General features: G+C 54.5%; 12 protein-coding genes. 3 read left to right on the top strand and 9 right to left on the bottom strand.

Features of this window, described 5'->3' with window-relative positions; genetic code table 11:
- The first annotated feature begins 334 nt into the window (after window positions 1-334).
- Window positions 335-874: an FAD synthase family protein gene (locus HMPREF2756_RS00750; RefSeq protein ID WP_070534831.1), complete on the top strand. Its 540-nt coding sequence runs from the start codon at window positions 335-337 to the stop codon at window positions 872-874.
- Between the two features lie 124 nt (window positions 875-998).
- Here the strand turns inward: HMPREF2756_RS00750 and HMPREF2756_RS00745 are convergent, their stop codons facing one another.
- The 9 genes from HMPREF2756_RS00745 to HMPREF2756_RS00700 form a co-directional block, all read right to left on the bottom strand.
- The gene (locus tag HMPREF2756_RS00745) at window positions 999-1,502 is read right to left on the bottom strand and encodes a DUF2505 domain-containing protein (protein ID WP_048778598.1); all 504 of its coding nucleotides are present in this window, start codon (window positions 1,500-1,502) and stop codon (window positions 999-1,001) included.
- Between the two features lie 237 nt (window positions 1,503-1,739).
- Window positions 1,740-2,450, bottom strand: coding sequence for a glycosyltransferase (locus HMPREF2756_RS00740; protein WP_048778599.1), 711 nt, complete (start codon window positions 2,448-2,450; stop codon window positions 1,740-1,742).
- 276 nt (window positions 2,451-2,726) lie between these two features.
- Window positions 2,727-3,200: a PssD/Cps14F family polysaccharide biosynthesis glycosyltransferase gene (gene pssD, locus HMPREF2756_RS00735; RefSeq protein ID WP_048753458.1), complete on the bottom strand. Its 474-nt coding sequence runs from the start codon at window positions 3,198-3,200 to the stop codon at window positions 2,727-2,729.
- Window positions 3,201-3,203: 3 nt separating this feature from the next.
- The gene (locus HMPREF2756_RS10860; protein ID WP_083301632.1) at window positions 3,204-6,842 is read right to left on the bottom strand and encodes an oligosaccharide flippase family protein; all 3,639 of its coding nucleotides are present in this window, start codon (window positions 6,840-6,842) and stop codon (window positions 3,204-3,206) included.
- The gene (locus HMPREF2756_RS00720) at window positions 6,842-8,155 is read right to left on the bottom strand and encodes an O-antigen ligase family protein (RefSeq protein ID WP_048753460.1); all 1,314 of its coding nucleotides are present in this window, start codon (window positions 8,153-8,155) and stop codon (window positions 6,842-6,844) included. The genes HMPREF2756_RS10860 and HMPREF2756_RS00720 overlap by 1 nt, the downstream gene beginning before the upstream one ends.
- Entirely contained in the window at window positions 8,155-9,087 is a 933-nt protein-coding gene (locus HMPREF2756_RS00715) for a glycosyltransferase family 2 protein (protein WP_070617239.1), read from the bottom strand. Before HMPREF2756_RS00715 ends, HMPREF2756_RS00720 begins: the two co-directional genes overlap by 1 nt.
- Window positions 9,088-9,089: 2 nt before the next feature.
- Complete coding sequence (locus HMPREF2756_RS00710; RefSeq protein WP_070617236.1) at window positions 9,090-9,884, bottom strand: CDP-alcohol phosphatidyltransferase family protein; 795 nt, start codon at window positions 9,882-9,884, stop codon at window positions 9,090-9,092.
- 300 nt (window positions 9,885-10,184) lie between these two features.
- Window positions 10,185-13,913, bottom strand: coding sequence for a fibrinogen-like YCDxxxxGGGW domain-containing protein (locus HMPREF2756_RS00705; RefSeq protein ID WP_070617234.1), 3,729 nt, complete (start codon window positions 13,911-13,913; stop codon window positions 10,185-10,187).
- 117 nt (window positions 13,914-14,030) lie between these two features.
- Window positions 14,031-14,798: an IMS domain-containing protein gene (locus HMPREF2756_RS00700; protein WP_070617232.1), complete on the bottom strand. Its 768-nt coding sequence runs from the start codon at window positions 14,796-14,798 to the stop codon at window positions 14,031-14,033.
- A 915-nt stretch (window positions 14,799-15,713) separates the two neighbouring features.
- On the opposite strand from HMPREF2756_RS00700, the gene mfd reads away from it, so the two are divergent.
- Window positions 15,714-19,403, top strand: a complete 3,690-nt coding sequence (mfd, locus tag HMPREF2756_RS00695) for a transcription-repair coupling factor (RefSeq protein ID WP_070617229.1) — start codon at window positions 15,714-15,716, stop codon at window positions 19,401-19,403.
- Entirely contained in the window at window positions 19,400-19,681 is a 282-nt protein-coding gene (locus HMPREF2756_RS00690; protein ID WP_070617227.1) for an amino acid transporter, read from the top strand. Before mfd ends, HMPREF2756_RS00690 begins: the two co-directional genes overlap by 4 nt.
- Window positions 19,682-19,775 lie beyond the last annotated feature (94 nt).

The following is a 19,775-nucleotide window of genomic DNA, read 5'->3' as shown; positions in this document are numbered from 1 at the left end:
TGAGCGAAGATGAAAATGCTCCGTGGGGTGTCATACAAAATCGGGAACAGATTATCGAAGGCCCCAGTTGGCAGGCTCACGAAGAGTGGAAAGAAGCACATCAACGGAGCAGTAAATCTTAAATTTAGCCCCCTGTTTCCGAGAGATAAAAACAGTTCTCTGCCCAGAAGCAGTGTAATCTGTCTTTTTTTCCCTTCACCGCATCACCGGAAGCTGAACAGCGTCCCGGCTGGTAAACTGATGGTGCTATACGTGCGGTATAAAACCGCGCAGTCACCGTGTGAATGTGCCCCAGGCGTCTGCCGTAAGCACGTACCCTAAGAGAGGGTTTCTTATGATTATTGGATACGCCGCCGGCGCCTACGACCTGTTCCACTACGGGCACCTCGAAATCCTGCGCAAGGCGAAGGAAAACTGCGACTACCTTATCGCCGGTGTCGTGCACGACGACGTTCTTGAGCAGACCAAGGGGCGCCGTCCCGTTATCCCCATTGATGAGCGTGCCGCAATCGTCAGTCATATCGACTATGTGGACGAAGTTTATATCGAGACCACCCCCGATAAGATCGAAACATGGCACCAGAAGCCCTTTAACGTCTTCTTCAAAGGCGACGACTGGAAGGGAACCCCGCAGGGCCTCGCCCTCGAAAAACGCTTCGCAGAGGTCGGCGTGAGCGTGCACTACTTCCCCTATACGGAGCACACCTCAAGCACCAAGCTCCGCAAAGTTGTTGACCTGCTAGAGGCAGAACACGACCTGCGTGTTGAGATGCGTCGCTTCGCCGAACTTCTTGGCGACCGTGCCTACCATGAGGCGGTAGTCGCCGCTAAAGCAGAGGCCCCCGTGGGAGCGGCAGAAGCCGAAGCATCCTAAAGCCCCATCGGTCGTTAGCATTCAGTACCCAACATAAAAAGGCTCTTTATTCGAATAAAGCGGGTTTTTCGCCGCTTCATTCACATAAAGAGCCTTTTTAGCAGGTAGACTAGCAGACCAGTAATTAACCCTGCTGAGCGGTCCACTTCTCAGCCGAGGTACCAAGAACCTTGAGCACGCGACCAACCTGAGGTTCGGCAGCGGCAGCAATCTTCTTGCCCACCAGCGGAATCGAGCAGGAGACCTCACCATTGACGTCCACACGTGCCTGGCTGTCGCTCACAGGAGTGAGGGTCTGGGTAGCCTGCGCGCTTACAGGCATACCGCTAACCTTAACCTCGGTGTTCACGGTGCGGGTGCCGTCGGCAGCGGGTGCGCTCACCTTATCGGTCTGGGTCATACCCACACCGTTAGAGACGAACTTCTTCGCAATATCCGGCACGCGGTCTGCGGGGATGGTGCGCTCTGTGGTGATGGTGTACTCACCGGCGGGGTCACCGTCAAGGTTGAAGCTGACGAAATTAACACCAACCTCGTTGCATACAAAGCGTGCGAAATCTTCGCTGGCGTATGCTGCAGCGATCTGCTCAACCGACACGTTGACGTCGTTGGACTCTTGAAATGCCATATTTTCTCTTTTCCTTCCATGGCGCGTGCGAAGCCCCGGGCATCCTATCCGGAAGATAAGCGCTCCGAGGCTTTCGTACCTAACAGGTAACAGCCTTCGTGGCTGCACAACTTGAGTGGAACACCCGCGCATATGTGCGGTCTTCTGCCTCATATAGCGGCGGATGCTCCGGTGTAGCCTTACGTCTGAAAACTCGGCGGATACATGTGCACTATATCGCCGATAGCTACTTAGATTCTACTCGCTGGGTGTAATAGCGTTAATTCGAGCCATTTCTTGTTTACCCGCAGCGTGGGCACGTGCTGCCTGCTTGAAACGGGCTATATATCCCTCAGCACGGCGAGTCCTCCCCGAAAGCAGATTATCGAGCCCCTGCGCCAACTGTTCCGCTGCGATACTTGGGTTCGCCACATAGGGCTTTGCCGCATGAAAAAGTGAGGGATTTTCAAAGGCTAGAGTAAGCTTGTCGAACAGGTCTGCGCGGCTCTCAACGATAACGGCGCCGCCCTGCTTCTCCATCATGGTAACGAAAGGGACCTGGTGGTTATCGACAACTTCATCAAACTCAACGCGGCGCGGTACAACGAGGGGGATAGCGCCGGTAGCACGCGCATCCTGAATAGACCCCGGACCACCCTGAACCAGCACAACCTGCGCCTTGGCATATAGGCGCTTGAGGGTGCCTGCGGGCAGAAGTTTAACGTTATCTGCCCCTTCAATGGGGGAGGTATGGCCGTGCTGAATGAGGCACCGTATCTGAGGGTTCTCCGCCAAATAAGCCTTGACCCACCGTAGCAGCCGATCAAAGGTGTGATAGTCGGTTCCGAGAGAAACCACAAGATCATAAGTATCCGCCGGAAGACGTGAGGGAGCCTGGGCGAGAGTGAAGCTCGCCGGATCGAGAATAATGCTATGCCCCGCAGTATGGGGCACGTTCTGAATAGACATATATGTCTGATCCTAACTCTAATCGGTGAGTGCGGAATCGGTCAGCCTAAAGAGTGGAAGTAGGCCAGCTAACCCCGAGTGGTTGGTAAATCGGAAGAGTTTCTGCGATTGACTCCGGTGGTTAGTCGAAGGTAATGCTCGCCCGCAGATGTTGTTATCAGTTTGTTATGTATTAAGTATATACGCGCAGACGCAGGATTAAAGTAAAACTTCACGGTCATGAAAGCGGTGAAAATTATTAATCCCACGCCCGCGCATATAACGCGGTGCTGCGCCCTAGAAAATCGGGTGCAGAATCGTCGAATCCGGAAAATTCTTCTGCTGTTCCTCATTCTGAACGTTAAAGCTATCAGCCAGAATATAGAGCATTTTTCCCGTCATCGTCGGCAGTGTCGGGCGGTCATAACACTCAATGTACATGGTCTTGACCCGAAACAGCTTTGCCGCCACGAAGAACGGAACCGCAACCCCGGCCCCCGCAGAAACTACGGCCTGCGGTTTCTCCTGAGGAATAACCTTCAGAGCCAAGAAGAAATTCCGAATAGCGTTCTTAATATTGCGGGTCGTAGGGTAGTAGGCCCAATGCACACGCTCGTTCTCAAGCGCCGCCTGAACATCGGGCTGTTTGAAACTCACCCACACTCGCTCGTAGTTTTCCCATGCAGAAGCGGTCTCGGTCAGATGCTTCAAATGCCCGCCGCTGCTAGAGACGAGAAGTAACTTTGCGGACTTATCCGACGAATTAGTCATCGCTTACCCCTCCTTCTGCGGTTCCATAAATACTGCGATGCTCACGGTATTTTCAAGAGTCTGCAGGTACGAGAAGAGCTCGCGCAGCTTTGCCCGGTTAGTATCTTTGTTCACCGGAATCAGGCACAAACGAGTGGCATTGCTGAATCGCACAACCTGCGGAAGCGTAGCGGAATTCCCCAAATCAACCACAACGGGAATGGAATTATCCGCAATATACTTCTCGGGGTTCTGCAGTGAGTGACTGTCTTTGAGCGACTTGTAGTCGATAAAACGCACCTGATCGCTTGGCAGCGCAGTGTAGAGAGCCTGGTACATACGGTAAGCGAGTTTGCCGGATGCAGAACTGAGGGTAATACCGGCATAACCGGCTTTCTTGAGGTCACCATCCGTAGCGCCTACACGGTGCAGCAGCAAAAGCGCTCCTTCGGTGTCGTTCGGCTTGAGCTCATGCGAATCGATACCCATTTCCTTGAGACGACCAGCGTAGCCCAAGGTACGCATCGAACGGTCATAAATGTATGCCGCAGCAATACCCACCAGCAGACCGAAGGCACCGCCAACGACCGTCAGAACCATGGGGGAGAGACCCTTCTGGCTCTTTGGAACCTGAGCCGAGGATACAACACGACCGCCCTCCTGAGAAATCAACTCAAGCTGAGAACGGCGTTCACGAAGCTGAGTAAGTTCGGAGGCAGGGATAGTAGTGCTATTTTTTGCTTCGTCAATCTTCTCATCGAGCTTCTTGAGTCGGTCATCCACAGTAGCCTTGAGGCCTTCACTGCGTACCTCCAGGTAGGCAGCAGCTAGGGCGTTCGCGTAGTCAGCCGCTTGCTTGGCGTTAGGCAGTGTCACCTCAATATCCAAGACGGCCGACTGCGAAGTACCCGTTACCTTTGTGGCAGCTACGAGCTTATCAACGTCCATCGCCTGGTAGTTGGGGCCCTCTTGGTTAGCCTGAGCCTTGGTAATGGCACGCCCGGCAACCTGGCGGGAACTTGCCGCACGGGACTCGGTGTTAATATCGACCTTCACGGAGTTTGCACTGCCAGTTCCTGAAGGATCATTCACGAGCGGATAAACCACCACAGTTGATTTCGCGGCGTATGACGCAGGCGAAATCACTCCGTAGGTTCCTGCAAGAATCGCCATCACCACGATCGGAATAAGAACAATGAGCTTATGGCGCCATACGCGCTGAACCTGCTCAAGCAAAGATGCCGAAGACTGTTTCTCGGAAGTGCTCGAATTTTCCATGGTGTTCTCTTTCTGAACGATAATCCTGGGTCGTTCGTGGTTCGTGATCGGTGTTGTGTTGTGAGAGTCCGTCGTATCTTCGGAAGACTTCGCCGGGGCTTCGGCGTCTGTGCTTTCCGTTGGTGCCGCCTGAGTCTTAGCGGCGGGCTGCGCGGGTATCATGCCCGTGGGTGTATCCGGGGCACCATTCGCGGTAGCCTGTGCAATCGCAGGAAGCCTTGGCTTCTTCATGGCTTGCACGGGCTGAGCTGGCTCGGGAGATTTATCGGCTTCAGGCTGTGCAGAATCCTGCAGCAGAGCATTTCTGAGGGTACCAACCGCAGAATCGGGTGAACCCGGCTCGTCACCAGCCGCCGCACCCAGGAATATTGGCACGGTTGGCGATTTTTCGATATGCGGTGTTTTCCCCGTCTGGGGGTTGCTGTGATCCTGCGACGATGCGTTAGCCTGCGGCGCAGACTCTTGTTCTCTCCCCATGTGCGGAGTTTGTCCCTTCTCGTGAAGTTGTTCGTGGTGAACCGCCGTTCCCTCGGCGGGAGGCGTAGCTGACAGATGTGTCTCAGCTGCGGTATGTTGCTGAGAGGGCGCATCCGAAGACTGCGCCGGTGGTGTTTTAGAAAGCGCCGCAGTAACAGCAGAAGCAATGCTGGAGGAGTGCTGAGGATGCTGCGGGGAAACCCCGACGAGCTGAACCATCGTTGCTCCGTGGGCAAGCGCATCATTCAAGCGCTGTGCATCGGCACCGGAATCGGTATACTGTGGGAACGCCTCACGTCGCCCCTGAGCAATAGCGGCACGCACCGCTGAAAACTTGCTGGGGGAGCGAACGATCGCCATCACCGTGGTAGGCGCGTTTTCCGGGGTCTGGGCTGCAACAACTTCTTCTGCGGTTGCGGGCTTTTTGCGTGCCGAGAGGAAACGTTCAACGCCCAACGGCTTGCGGAAGCGCTTCAGCAGGTAGCCGTAGCTTGGAACCAGAAGAACCAGGTACAGTACCAGAGCTACTAGGCTTTGCCCCAGAACCGCAAGCGGAATAAGGGCGCATACGGTCGGTACCGCACCGCCAAGGATGAGCGCCGGAGCCATTTCCTTGATGGTAGCGCGAATACCCACTAGCTTGAAAACCTGGTAGCTTGCCAAGAACGTATCAATCAGCAGCGCCGCCGCCCAAGCGGTGACGGCACCATAGAGCCCCCATAACGGAACCAAGGTAAGGTTCAAGATAATCGCCAGAACCAGAGCCGAGAGCTTATTGAGAAGCTGCCAACGGCTTTTACCGCTCATGAGCAGAACTGACTGCACGCCGCCCGCACTCATCGCGAGCATCGCCGCCGGGCAGATAACCCAGAGAATACCGGCGCCAGACTCGAAACCTTTACCAAAGAAACGCAGCAAAACCGGGCCGAAGAAAGCAAGTGAAAGGTAGAAAGGCCAAGCTAGGGCGGTGAGCACGCGGGTGGTCGCAAGGAAGATTTCACGGGCACGAACCAAGTTTTGGGTTGCCAAAGCCGCGCTGATCGATGGTCCGGTCACGATGCGTCCAGTGTGTTCGACCATAGTGCCAACACGCACACACCGGTTTACCGCGCCGTAGACACCGCCCGCGGCCGGTCCGAGGAATGCTGCGATAACCAGCACATCAATCCATTCGAGTGCGGTCTCGACAATAGCGGCAACGCCGCGGGCAGATGAGAACATCCAAAAGGAACGCAGCGTTTCTTCTGGGGCGTCCTGATGCTCGTTCGTGGTGGGCGGCGCATCCTGGCTCATTTCTTCGGGAAGAGGGCGGTTGAGCAGGTATGCGGTGACCGCCGTGGTGATAATCACCGGAATAGTCCATGCCCACACTAAGCCCATCAGAGAACCCGCAAGAATCACCGCAAGAGCTACACCCGCTAGACGAAGAGTCGGGAGCACCACGTTCTGCAGGAGGGTGAATGTCACTACCTGGTTTAGACCGCGTAACGCGCCGAACCCCACCGTCATGGCGGCGGCAATTATCAGGAACGGAGCGCTCACCCGTAGAGCAGTGGCGTATTCGTCGCTTCCCGGCATGATCAAGCTGTATACCAGCGCTGCGAGGGCTACGACAACGGCAAGAAGTACCGAGGGGAAAAGAGCGAAGCGGATAAGCTGGGGGAGCGCAGAGTATCGTCCCAGGGCACGCTGTGCGGACATCGTGCGTACAAGCCCGGTATCCGCGCCGAAGACTGAGAGCGAGGTCCCGATCGCAAAGAGTGCCATTAGACGGAAGAATTCACCGGCACCGGCGGCGCCGATTCCGTTTGAGACTACGAGGGTTGTAACGAACGCAATACCGGCGCCGTACATCACACAGAGAGAAGCCAGCGATCCACTGCGCGCTAAAGAAGCATGACGCGCCATTAAAGCTCCTCTCTGTAATATCGTGCACGAATGCAGGCCATAGCGCTGAGCAGAAGAACGCTGAGCTGTGCCACATCGAAGCTGTAGAAAATAATGACAACACAGCTGCAGACCGGAATGGAATGCAACCAGAATCCGGCGGGGGTGCGCACCTTCAACCCTTCACCCAAAATACTGAGAATAAAGAGGGCATATATAGCAAGACCCACAAATCCGAAACAGAACATTAGAGTCCATAGATACCCCTGAGTACCCATCGAAACACCCACGCTCAATTCCATGCGGGGAGTTCCATACCCCACAATGGGAGACTCTAAGGACGCTGCCCAGGTTGAGCGGTACAGCGCCGCGCGACCGCCGGTTGAGTCCGAATATTGCTGGCGACCCAAAATAGCCGCCACCGTACCGGAGGCAATTAACGCGGTCACCACCCCGACAACCATCACCCCGGCCGCCGTTACCAAGCCCCAGTAGCGACCAATAATCAGGCGAATAATGACGTATGCAGTCGCAAAACCCAGACCAATGAACATACCGCGGTTACTGGTCGCAACGAGCGGCACGACCGACGCTCCGAGGACGATTGCCAGAAAGATGCGCAGAAGCCACGAGCGTGTGCGCGCAAAGAACGCGAACATGACGGGGGTGAGCACGGTAAAGGCAAGACCCCAGCTATTGGCGTAGGGGAAAGGCGCGGCGGGGCGCACGTAGGGTTCGGGCGCTCCCCAGGGGTTTTGAACCTCCGCGAAGGGTGGGAGCATATAGTCTTTCACCAAAGAGTTCGACATGAAACTCTGTGGCACGACGTAGCTCATTGGTGTTTGAACGCGCACTTCCGGGAAGAGCACGCCGCCCCATCCGAGTACGACAACCGTAACCCACAGGGCAGTTAAACTGCCCAAGAGCTGATTGATCGAGATGCTTTCTTTAGCGTTGAAATAGTAGAGCGCATACACGCCCGCGTTGAGAATATTGACGAAGCGCAGCGTCCAGGCGATATAGTCTGTCACATCTTCTAACGATACGGTACAGACAATCACCCAGAAGATGAACGCAGCCCATATCCAGAGCGAGCGGGGCACTCGCACGCCGCCGCGGATAGTCAAGTAAATGACCATCGTTACCGAAAGCACCAGCGGCACGATCTGAAGCAGTCCCAACGCCCAGAATGCTGGGAACCCATAGAACAGGGTGAGAAGAGGCCACGCAGGAAGACGTTTACGGGGTGCCTGTGCGGATGCACCGCCCGCCGCGGGCGTAGACGCGAGTTTCCTTGAAGCACCGAGGGTTGGAAGAGCTAGAGCAGTAGACATTACAGGCCTCTTCCTATCTTCTGAACGAGATCAAGAAGCAGCTGAGGTTTCACAATCCCCAGTGCTACCACGTATGCCGCCCAGGCACGTAATTGCTTTTTATCGCGTTTAAGGGCCGAACGGGCGTAGGAACGAGCAAGATCACGGTGACCGAGCGCCGCATGCACAAAAGCTATCTGCCCGGCAATACGTGCCAGTCCACGCGGGCTACGCTCAAATTCGGGGAATTTTTGCAATATATAGGTAAGCCCGTCCGCCATAGCCTGCCACTTACCGGCAAAAAATGAGGGACGATCCCACAGCACCAGAATAAGCGGTTTCTGCACTGAAAAAACGTCGCCGTAGCGGGTTGCTCGTAAGAGTAAATCGTAGTCTTCGCCGTAGGAAGCTGGCAGCTCCTCATCGACTAAACCGAGATGGTCGGTCACAAGGTCTTGCCTCGCATAGAGCATAGCGGAAGGATGAATTTCCGTAATGCGTGAGAGCAGAAAGTCATCGAAGGATGCACGCTTAGGCGCCAGCCGCTCAATATCACGCCCACCCGAGCGAACGGTGATGCCTGAAGAAACCGCGACCGCCTCCGGGTGAGCATTCCATAGTGTGAGTTGTTCGGTCAACTTGGTGGGCATCCAATAATCGTCGTCGTCGCAGAAGCCAATAATTTCTCCAGTGGCGGCAAGAATCCCGCTGTTACGACCGCCCGCAAGACCGCCCGTGCGTGTGTTTGCTATCGTAATGAGCTTCCGATTTTCCGGAACCTGCACGTCTTCCAGCAGATCGGGCTCTACCCGGTCATACACCACGACAACCTCGATAAACCCCGCATAATCTTGATCGAGAATAGAGCGTACCGCAGTGCGCAGAGTTTCGGGACGTTTACCGTTAGTTGTGATCACTGCGCTTACGGCGGGAGCTGAAGATTCAAACTTCATGGTTATGCCTCCTGCGAGGGGGACGATGCGGGGGTTGCGAGCGTGACGTATTTACGGCGCATAGACAGCAAAACGGTCGCCGCGTTTGCCAAGAAAAGAAGCGCATAGACGAAGACGAAGATCACGCCGAAACCCCAAAAAATGTAGATCCAGCAGAGCGTACCGGCGTCCATATGCAGATTGATGAAGGAACGGAGGTTACCCCCGGTCGAAGGTGCCGCAGTTTTACGGTTTTTGCGCAGCTGCTCAGCGAGAATCTGACTCATAAAATGTCCGGCGGTGAGTACTGTGAACGCCATGGGCAGTGCCCAAAGAATCCAGCCACCGGGAAAACCATCGGTGGTATGTGATGCAGAGAAGTACTCGGGAAAACGGATGAAACCTACCAGCGTCGCTAGGTGTACGGTGGGTACTCGCATGGAATCTACTACATGGTCAAGCCATTCTCCTGCTGGTGAGGATGCGCCGGTCACGCGGGCTACCTGCCCGTCCGCCGAATCAAGCCCGTAACCGAGGGCAAACAGAAGCGCAACGATAACGCCTGTCAGGATTGTTGGGGGAGCGGTTAGAAGAACGATAACACCTGCCGCTGAGATAGCTGCGCTGACCGCCGTAACGCCGTTGGGCGTAATACCAAGAGAGACAGCGGCAGCAGCGAAATATCGTGCAATCCTGCGGTTTACCCATCGGGTGTATGCGGGAACTCCAATACCTGGTTTTTGCGCCTGCTCAAGCGCTCTCAGAGTATCCGAAAAGCCGGGGCGTTTCGCTGTGCTTGGCGTAGTGATGTGACCCATGTGAAGATTCCTAATCGGTGATCAAAGTTTGAGGTGGTGCCGCGGGTGATGACGACGTTTGCTGTTACCTAAGCCCGCCGGAAGACATGCGATCTAAAACCGAGTGTCCGAGCAAAAAGTAAGTCATAAAGATTATAGAAATAAAATGCTCTAAAAAGTAGGACTTTGCCAGGCGCGCCTTATTTTGCTGACTCTTAGTCAAACATTGAAGACGGTATCGCGCTGAAAAACGCCCCCGTAGCCGAATACTAAATCCAGCTACAGGAGCGTTTATGCAGTCCCTACAAAGGGGCTAGGTGATTACCAACCGAATCCGTAGTCATAGAATGCACGACCGAAGAATCCGTGGGCATAACCGAAGCCACCCATGTAACCAAAACCACGGTTATCGTAGTTGTAGGCTACGCGTTGGTTACGGCGACCGTAGTAGTCACCGTTACCATAGTTGCCGTAGTACTCCGGGTAGTACCAGTACCAGACCTGAGGGCGGTGCTGCTGACCGTTATCCTCCTGATTCTGCGCTTCAGGAAGGGGGTTCTGGTGCTGCGCGGTGGAAATAACCTGCATATCGAAGCTGATGTTATTGCTCCAGTGCGAGTTAGCGTGAACCTCAACGGCGATTGCGTTGCGACCTTCGCGCAGGTACTCAGCAGGAACGTCAACTGAGAACAGCTGAGCGTTCTGGCTTTCCGGACGCTGGGTTGCGGGGGTGTTAGCCGAGATACGACCCTGCGGCATGTTCTTACGAGCAACTTCCTTGCCGTTGACATAAACCACAGTACCGTCATCTGCGTAGGTGGTGAGCTTCAGATACTGCTGAGCCTGTTCCTTCGTGAGGGTAACGTCCTTACGGGCGTAGATGCTCATCGGAGTACCAAAGAAGGTATTCACCTCGGTCTCAACGTTCACCGAGCCAGCACCCAGGGGAGCCTTGCCGCGAGACCATGCGCCACCGAGCCATGAACGAGTTTTCCATTCGCTTTCGGCGCGGTCGCTGCCTACGCGGTAGACCCATGAAGAACCGCTATCGACGAGAACCTGATCGCCCTGGGGCTTCTGCTCCTGCTTCGGGTCCTCTTGTTTGGGCTGCTCTTGCTTGGGGTTGTCCTGTTTAGGATCTTCCTGCTTGGGCTGCTCCTGCTTCGGGTTCTCCTGCTGCTTAGGCTCGTTCGGCTTCAGATCATCGTTGGGATCAGCGGGCTGAACCTGGTCGTCTGTCGCAGGGTTTTCTGGCTGAGGCTGTTCATCCTGTTTAGGATCTTCCTGCTTCGGGTTGTCCTGCTTGGGCTGTTCCTGTTTAGGATCGTCCTGGATGGGGTTTTCCGGCTGAGGCTTGACGATATTCTTATTGTCATCCTGCTTGGGATCATCCTGTTTAGGCTGCTCTTGCTTAGGATCTTCCTGCTTCGGCTGTTCCTGTTTAGGGTTGTCCTGCTTGGGATCCTCTTGTTTAGGATCGTCCTGCTTCGGGTTTTCCGGCTGAGGCTGCGGATTCTCCTGCTTAGGCTGTTCCTGCTTGGGGTTGTCCTGCTTCGGCTGTTCCTGTTTAGGGTTGTCCTGCTTGGGATCCTCTTGTTTAGGATCGTCCTGCTTCGGGTTTTCCGGCTGAGGCTGCGGATTCTCCTGCTTGGGGTTCTCCTGCTTAGGCTGCTCAGCCTTCTTGCCAGATACAGCAACCGAAGTAGAAGCAGAGTAGTTACCGTTTGCATCAGCCGCACGCACGAAGTAACGAGCGTTGTCGGTGTGCTTTACCCGGTAGCTGGTGCCGTTCACAGTAGCAATCACGCGATCGTTACGGAGCACATGGTAACGTGCACCCGCCTCGCCAGATGCGCTCCAGTTCAGCTGATCGTTATCACCGGATTGAGTAACGGTCAGGTTACTCGGAGCAGGCGGGGGAGTAACATCGCGTGGTGCGTAGCGTACGAAGCCAACAGATTCCTGCTGCACACCATTTTCACCTAGGGAGCGGTTCAAATCGCCGCCAACCCACAGTACACCATTGGAGTCCACGAAGGATTCCCAGATGCCGTGACCACTCTTACCCTTAAGAGTAGGAGCGAACTCGGGGAGAGTTTTACCGCTGTCCTTATCGAACGCAGCAACCAAACGGATGCTGTCGGTCACGGTAGAACCACGCCATGCGTAGTCGTGGGTGCCGCTGCCCTGGTACAGGAAGTCACCACAGTGGCAGGCGCCGTAGATGTTATTACCGTTGAGATGCAGATCCTGGAAATCACCGCCGTTGCGGGTAATACTCGAGCTCAAACGGGTCATTGGTTCGTTCTTAGTGTACTGAGAAATCATGTGCTCAGTACCGCCAAGCCATACGGAGCTGCCAGCATCCTGAACGTCAAAGTGGAAGCCCCACACCCTTTTCTCGCGGGTTTGTGGATCCGGAAGGTATGAGGGAGTGACCTCCCATGTTCCGACCTTCTTGGCGGAATCAAGGATACGTGCCACACGGAATGCGCGTTGGTCATTCATCTCGGTGAAGTAACCGGCGGCAAACACCTCGGAGTTATCTGCCGATGCACTCATACCATTTACTGTTCCGTTGAAACGCGGGGTCCACGTGCGATCAACCTGGTTGGTGGAGATCTTCACGCGAGCAGCGTTACGGGAGTAAACCTTATTGGGGGTTCCTGAGCTCTTGAGATGGGTAAACGTACCGCCCAAGTACAGGTAATCTCCCTGAGCTTGCAGAGTCTTCACAGCAAGAGCTGAACCGGAAACATTGTTTTCAACCTGCAGGTTCAGTTCGCGGTCAAGCTGTCCGGTTGCGGGGTCAAGCACCGCAAAACCGGGCACCTTTTCGCCGTTAACCTCGGTGAATTCGCCGCCAACGGCCAACTTGTTGTTCGGCAGAGCCTCAAGAGACTTAATTTGACCATTGAACTTCGGCTTGAAGGTCTGTACCAGTTCACCAGTATTGACGTTGAAACCAGCAAGATAAGACTGATCCACATGAGCACCGGCTGCAGACTCCAGGTATGCAAAGTCACCGCCGGTGAAGACAGTGTCGCCTACCTGAGTAATAGCCTGAACGTAGGTGTTCATTTCGTTGACGTTACCGGTTCCGGACTTATCGCTTGTGCGCCACTTCCATGGCATAGAACCGCTCTTGGGCAGTGCGCGGCGGTTACTTGCCGCGGTACCGTTATCGCCAATAGCCTGTGCACCCATGTTCTGCTGGGTTAGCTTCGGGCGCAGGTAGACCTGAGTGAAAGCGAAGGGAGTAGCGTTGGAACCGCTCGGGCGGTACAGATATGAGTTGCTTGCGCTCTCATTGCGATTTCCGTTAGCACGGACATCACGGCTGTAGCTAAAGCCAAGCTTCCATCCCTGCTCACGCTGCTCATCAAAGTTCAGCACCGAGTAGGTACCATTTTGCTGGATATGACCCTCGGTCTTGTCGAAGTGGGTACGATCCCTCTGCATGTACTGGGGGTTATCCGCGCTGACGTCAATATTGGACCAGATATTGTTGCTTCGCAGAGCCCAGGTCCAACGCTCGGTCTGATCACGGTGCGCCGTGATGTTCTGCCATTCCGTGCCGTCAGTATTCAGGGCGCGGCGGAAGCGCACGCCATCTTCAAGATCCTGCGGCTTCTGACCGTTCAGCAGCTCATCAACAGTGGTGGAGGGCAGCTGTACCGGAGTCATTGCGTCGTCACCCTCAGGGCTGGTGTACAGCTTAGATGCAGCACCTCGACCGTGGTAGTTCTCGGTCCAACCGTCACGGCCGCGACCAATCAGAACCCAACCGCCGCCGTTAGTCTCCTGGTCGCAGTAGAACTGCTGTGGAGCTGACATCGAAGGGGTGTACAGCCAGTACTTACCGGATTTTGCGTCCTTGTTGACTTGTTTAGCTTCATAACAGGAAGCGGCTGCCTTGTCGCTGGAGGAGCCGTCGTGAACGACCGCATCCTCAGCAGCGTAGGCTACGGGACCTACCGGGGCTAGCCCGGAAAGTCCAAGCGTCAGGGCAAGCCCTACCGCCGTAGTCGCTTTTCTAGCAAATTTCATGGTTTTATTGCACCTCCGTTGAATGCTGAATACGTATTGAAGGAATGGAATAAACACGGGCAGACACCGAAGGATAAAACGGCCTTATGATGCCTGTAGGTACGACGTACCATGTGCTTAGCAATCGGGATTGTTAGGGAAGTCGTGTTGGGCTATTTTCCACGTGCCGTCAGATTCGACCAGCGTATATATATTGAGAGTCCGTTTGCCCCCGCTCTGGAGTTCCCGACCCGCGCTGTCTTTGGTCTTGACTTGGGAGGAATCCAGGCACACCTCGACGAATCGTGCACGCTTGCCCTGGTAGGTTCCTTCGGCAACTTTGGGGCTGCCGACGACCGTGCTGGTGCCCTCGTAATGCCAACCGTTCTGGGCATACTCGGCAGCGGATGCCGCGTATTCTTCGGCGGCGTTGTCTACAGCTACCTTGTTGATGGAGTCCATGGTTGCCTCATCAACAAACTGCCGGGGTTGACCGGAATCTGATGAAGCAGTATCTGCTGAACCTTCAGGCGCGCTTGGAACAGAAGACATAGTCTGCTCATAGGAGTTTACGAGACCGTTGACTTCTTTAACCTCGGCCGCGTCAGTCGAGACAGTTTTAGCGTCTTTGAGTTGCTCTGCCTGGGGATAATTTTCGTCCTGCGCAGGAACTTCAGCTTGTGCAGATTCAGAGGAAGTAGCAGTTTCAGAAGAAGGGGCGGAAGAAGCGCTAGATGCGCTGGAAGCAGAAGATGACGAGCTTGCTGAAGCTGAGCTGCCAGGGCTCGCAGTCTGTTGATCTGATGGCTGAGAGCATGCCGCAAGGGGGACTATCAGAGACAAACTCAGAAGTAAGCCCGTTGCTGCCCGTCGCTGTTTCGGAAGTGAAGAAAACGTACGAAGCACGATCTTTCTCGTTCAGTTGTAAGGTGGTTGGTTATCGGTAAAGTGAAGGCACTTCTGCCAACAATAACGACAACCCACCCTTTGTGTAATTGTAAGTGAGTGAATTGCTATTGCCGACGGGAGTACCCGTTGGTTTTTATTATTTTCCATGGGGCTACACCGCGCCATGAAGGCACAGAACTTTCCGTGGATACCTATAGGCTAGCACAGCGAACGAGAGTTGTGACCGTGGTGAGGTCACAATACTCGCGGATAGTCCGAGGGGTGGACAAATATTATAAGAAAACCTAATAAATATTTTATGAACCCTTATCAAAAGAAGGGTGTAAATGGTTGTTTCGATACAAAGTTGATAGTTGTTCTCGTGTATAGAAATTTACTCATAAAATACCTATAAAACTTCTGAGGAGGTAGGTTTTGGTAGCTGAGTCTACTTGAAAGATACTTGAAGCTCTTAAATTTATAAATATGCACTCAATATACGTTCTGAGACTTGGCACATACTTTACCTATCAAATAAAAAATAATAGTATATACCCCCAGAAAACAGGTTCCCTGTGATAACAAGGGAGAAGGGAGGCGGGCAAGCCTTACTATAAATTTCCTAGCCGCAGCCTTAAAGTCAGGATTTATAAGGGGATATACCTTAAGGACACTCTCATGAACAGTTAAAAATATGCATTTCGCATGCCATCCTCAAAAATATGAGCAGATAGTAACCGACGAACAATAGATTTTATCGTGAAGGCCCGCCCCACCGGCTGTAGTCGAGGAGATAGACAAAAAGCCTGAGCGAGATACCCCTACGGTATAAGATAGACGGGTACCCAAACGCATCAACGTGGCAATATAGAGCGCACGCGTTATTGGGAGGCGCCGCCTTGATAGCCACCGCATCCGGTAGAAGGAGTATCCGTGAAACTAACTGGACTGAGCCGTCTTCTGGCAGAACAGCCCTCCTACCGTCATATTCTTGAAGCCTGCGATGTTCCCGCTGCGGAACGTCCTGTCCAAACCCTGATTGGCGCCGTTGCCGGTGTACAGGCACCCCTTATAGCTGATCTTGCCGTTGCAGTACGGCGCCAGTCCAGAACCGGAAAAACTCCGCTGACGCTCATTATTACACCAACCGAGCGACAGGCTGAGGATACCGCGCATGCTCTGCACTCATATTTGCCTGATCACCATATCGAGAGCTTTCCCGCGTGGGAAACTCTGCCGCATGAACGGCTTTCGCCACGTAGTGATACCGTGGGAAAACGTTTGAATGTTCTGCGCTCTATAACTCATCTTGAAACGCCGACTCCACAGGTTGTTATAGCCCCGGTACGCGCGGTCATTCAGCCCCTCGTGGCTGGTATTGAGCACCTGGAACCGGTAAGCCTGGCACGCGGTGAAGAATACCCTTTCAAAGACGTTATTAAAGGTCTAACAGATGCCGCATACTCGCGCGTAGATCTCGTAGCAAAGCGTGGTGAATATGCGGTTCGAGGCGGTATTATCGACGTCTTTGCACCTACCGCACAGCATCCGGTTCGCTTGGAATTCTTCGGTGACGAACTTGACGAAATACGTTACTTCTCAACGGCAGACCAGCGCACTCTAGGGCAAGAAGCAGACCACCCAACGCACGTTACTTTACTCCCATGCCGTGAGCTTCTCATTACCCCGGAAGTTATGGGACGTGCTGCCCGACTCAAAACGGACTATCCGGCGGCATCGAGCATGCTTGAGAAAATTGCGGGAGGTATCTATGTCGAAGGCATGGAATCTCTAACCCCGCTTCTTGTCGATAAAATGCAGACTCTTGTGTCTCTGCTCCCCGAAGAATCACTCATTATTTCTCTGGAACCTGAGCGGGTGCGTGCCCGTGCCGAAGACCTTGTGGCAACCAACGAGGAGTTTTTAGCGGCCGCTTGGGATGCTTCCGCCGATGCGGGCTCGCGTGCGCCTATAGACTTGGGACAGCTTCGGGTCAGCGACAGCGGGTTCCGCACGATTGCCGCGACCCAGCAGGAATCTTTGGACCGTAACCTATCCTGGTGGGAAATCACCGAGCTTGTCGATAGTGTAAACCTTCTCAACAATGCTCTCGGCGACGACATCCCAACTATGACGGTCGCGGCACAGGCTCCAGCGTCCTTCACCGGCTCAGTAGAACAAATGCTTCACGAGGTTGGTTCGCTGGTTCGTGACGGCTGGACGGTACTGGCGCTTACCAATGGGCGAGGATCCACCGACCGCCTCATCGAACTTTTCCGCGAGAGTATCTCAGGAGAAGACCCAATTCCGGCCATACGTCGGGAAACCCTTGACCGGGGAATGGAAGGCGCTTTACAGCCCAGAGTCGTCGAAGTTTGTGAGGCCCCAGCCTCTGCCGGATTTTTAATTCCTGAGGCGCGCCTTGCTGTTTTGACTGAAGGTGAAATTTTGGGCAGGCGCGGCACCTACGCGCCACGTGGCGCGAGCGGCAAAAAACTCAAACCCCGTAAACGACGCAACGCCGTCGATCCTCTGGCGCTAACCCCTGGCGATTATGTCGTTCACGAACGCCACGGTATCGGTAAATTCATTGAAATGGCTTCGCGCCCAGTCGCTGGAGTGTCCTCAAAACATGGGGAAACCCCTTTGAAAGAATACCTGGTGATCGAGTATGCGCCTTCAAAACGCGGGGGAGCCCCTGACCGCCTCTTTGTACCCTCCGATCAGCTGGATCTCATTTCGCACTATGTGGGAAGCGAAACCCCGACCCTCTCTAAAATGGGCGGGAGCGACTGGGCTAAGACAAAGAACCGCGCACGTAAAGCAGTTAAAGAAATCGCCGCTGACTTGGTGAAACTCTACTCGGCGCGGCAAGCTTCGCGCGGTCATGCATTCTCAGAAGATACTCCCTGGCAACGGGAACTTGAGGAATCTTTTCCTTATAATGAGACTCCCGACCAGCTTACCGCTATTCACGAGGTTAAGGCGGATATGGAGAAGGAAATCCCCATGGATCGCCTGATCTCCGGGGACGTCGGCTTTGGTAAAACGGAGGTCGCTATTCGGGCGGCCTTCAAAGCCGTGCAGGATGGTAAACAGGTTGCCGTACTCGTACCCACAACCCTGCTGGCGCAGCAGCATTTTGAGACTTTTACCGAGCGTTTCTCGGGATTCCCCATCAAAATTAAGGTGCTATCGCGCTTCCAAAAAGCTAAAGAAACCCGCGCTATCGTGGAGGATATTGCCTCCGGGAGTATAGATGTGGTGATTGGTACCCACCGCATCCTCTCGGAAAACGTGAAGTTCAAGGATCTTGGACTCGTCGTTATTGATGAGGAACAGCGCTTTGGCGTGGAGCATAAGGAAAAGCTCAAGCAGATGCGCACTAATGTGGATGTGCTTGCCATGAGCGCCACCCCAATTCCGCGCACGCTCGAAATGTCGCTCACCGGTATTCGGGAAACCTCAACGTTGGCGACCGCACCGGAAGAGCGGCATCCCGTGCTCACTTTTGTGGGGCCGCGTACTGATGCCCAGATTACTGCCGCTATTCGACGCGAACTTATGCGGGAAGGGCAGGTATTCTTCGTCCATAACAGGGTGGCGAATATTGATACTGTTGCCGCCGAAATCGGTAAGCTCGTGCCGGAGGCGCGCATCGCCACGGCGCACGGGCGTATGAGCGAATCCCGGCTTGAGCAGATTATCGTGGACTTCTGGGAGCGACGCTTCGATGTTCTGGTGTGTACAACCATCGTGGAAACCGGGTTGGATATTTCAAACGCAAACACCCTGATTGTCGATAACGCCCAGAATTATGGGCTGAGCCAGCTGCACCAGCTGCGCGGGCGTGTGGGTCGCGGGCGTGAACGGGCTTATGCCTACTTCCTGTACCCGACGGATAAGAGCCTGGGCGAAGTCGCGCATGAACGCCTCAAAGCTGTAGCTACCCATAACGAGCTGGGTGCCGGACTGCAGCTGGCGATGAAAGACCTTGAAATTCGCGGTGCCGGAAACCTGCTCGGCGGCGAACAATCCGGGCATATCGCAGGTGTCGGCTTTGATCTGTATCTGCGTCTCGTAGGAGAAGCCGTGGCAAACTTCCGTGGCGAACAGGAGAACACCGAGGTCGAGGTTAAGGTTGATCTTCCCGTCAACGCCCATATTCCGCATGATTATATTGATGCGGAACGTCTACGCCTGCAGGCGTACCGTCAGATAGCTTCCGCAGACACCGATCAGAAAATCGCCGAGGCACGCGAAGAGCTTCATGACCGTTACGGTGCCTTGCCCGAGCCCGTAGAGAATCTGCTTCAGGTGGCGGTGCTGCGCCGCGAAGCACGGGAAGCAGGCATCCATGAGATTACTGCGCTGGGACCGAAACTGCGTGTGGTCAGCGGTGAACCGCTGCCGGAATCACGGCAGATGCGCCTCAAACGTGTGTATCCCGGCTCAACCCACACCCAACCGAAGGGTCTGAGCACGTGGCTGACCCTGGTTCCTCGCCCTAAGACTCTGCCGGTCGGTGGCGTGGACCTTATTGACGGTCCTATGTTGGAATGGTGCTCGAAGTTCATTAACTCTATCTACTCGGCAGACCCGAAAGCATTGGAGGACTCATGATGTCATCGGCACCTACCCCGCGCACCCCGAAAGGCTGGGTGCGACTTCTGCTGAGTATCGTGGGATGGGCTGCGCTAGGTTTTGTCGCCTTAGGAACGATTGTCTGGGTATTTTTCAGCTCGTACGGGTTAACGGTGTACTTCGTTGTAGTGGCGTACCTGCTGATCGCGGTTGCTTGCGGTACACCTGCCCTCCTGTTTTATGTTGCCCACCGAGCTAAGGTTCGCAGCGGAGAATTTGGTACGAGCGGACCGGTAAGGTTTGGCAGCAAGGAATAGCGTGGGAACAACATACTGCCGGATGGTGTCACATTTCTTATAGACTGTGATACCGTCCGGCAGATAAGAAAAACTATAAAATGAGGTACTTCAG

This window comes from Rothia sp. HMSC067H10, from assembly GCF_001810635.1.
Lineage (GTDB): Bacteria > Actinomycetota > Actinomycetes > Actinomycetales > Micrococcaceae > Rothia > Rothia dentocariosa.
This window is presented reverse-complemented; position numbering and strand designations above follow the sequence as displayed.

Excerpts from the sequence above, each read along its gene's own strand:
- HMPREF2756_RS00750 (WP_070534831.1), top strand. The coding sequence starts at position 335 with ATGATTATTGGATACGCCGCCGGCGCCTACGACCTGTTCCACTACGGG.
- HMPREF2756_RS00745 (WP_048778598.1), bottom strand. The coding sequence starts at position 1,502 with ATGGCATTTCAAGAGTCCAACGACGTCAACGTGTCGGTTGAGCAGATC.
- HMPREF2756_RS00740 (WP_048778599.1), bottom strand. The coding sequence starts at position 2,450 with ATGTCTATTCAGAACGTGCCCCATACTGCGGGGCATAGCATTATTCTC.
- pssD (WP_048753458.1), bottom strand. The coding sequence starts at position 3,200 with ATGACTAATTCGTCGGATAAGTCCGCAAAGTTACTTCTCGTCTCTAGC.
- HMPREF2756_RS10860 (WP_083301632.1), bottom strand. The coding sequence starts at position 6,842 with ATGGCGCGTCATGCTTCTTTAGCGCGCAGTGGATCGCTGGCTTCTCTC.
- HMPREF2756_RS00720 (WP_048753460.1), bottom strand. The coding sequence starts at position 8,155 with ATGTCTACTGCTCTAGCTCTTCCAACCCTCGGTGCTTCAAGGAAACTC.
- HMPREF2756_RS00715 (WP_070617239.1), bottom strand. The coding sequence starts at position 9,087 with ATGAAGTTTGAATCTTCAGCTCCCGCCGTAAGCGCAGTGATCACAACT.
- HMPREF2756_RS00710 (WP_070617236.1), bottom strand. The coding sequence starts at position 9,884 with ATGGGTCACATCACTACGCCAAGCACAGCGAAACGCCCCGGCTTTTCG.
- HMPREF2756_RS00705 (WP_070617234.1), bottom strand. The coding sequence starts at position 13,913 with ATGAAATTTGCTAGAAAAGCGACTACGGCGGTAGGGCTTGCCCTGACG.
- HMPREF2756_RS00690 (WP_070617227.1), top strand. The coding sequence starts at position 19,400 with ATGATGTCATCGGCACCTACCCCGCGCACCCCGAAAGGCTGGGTGCGA.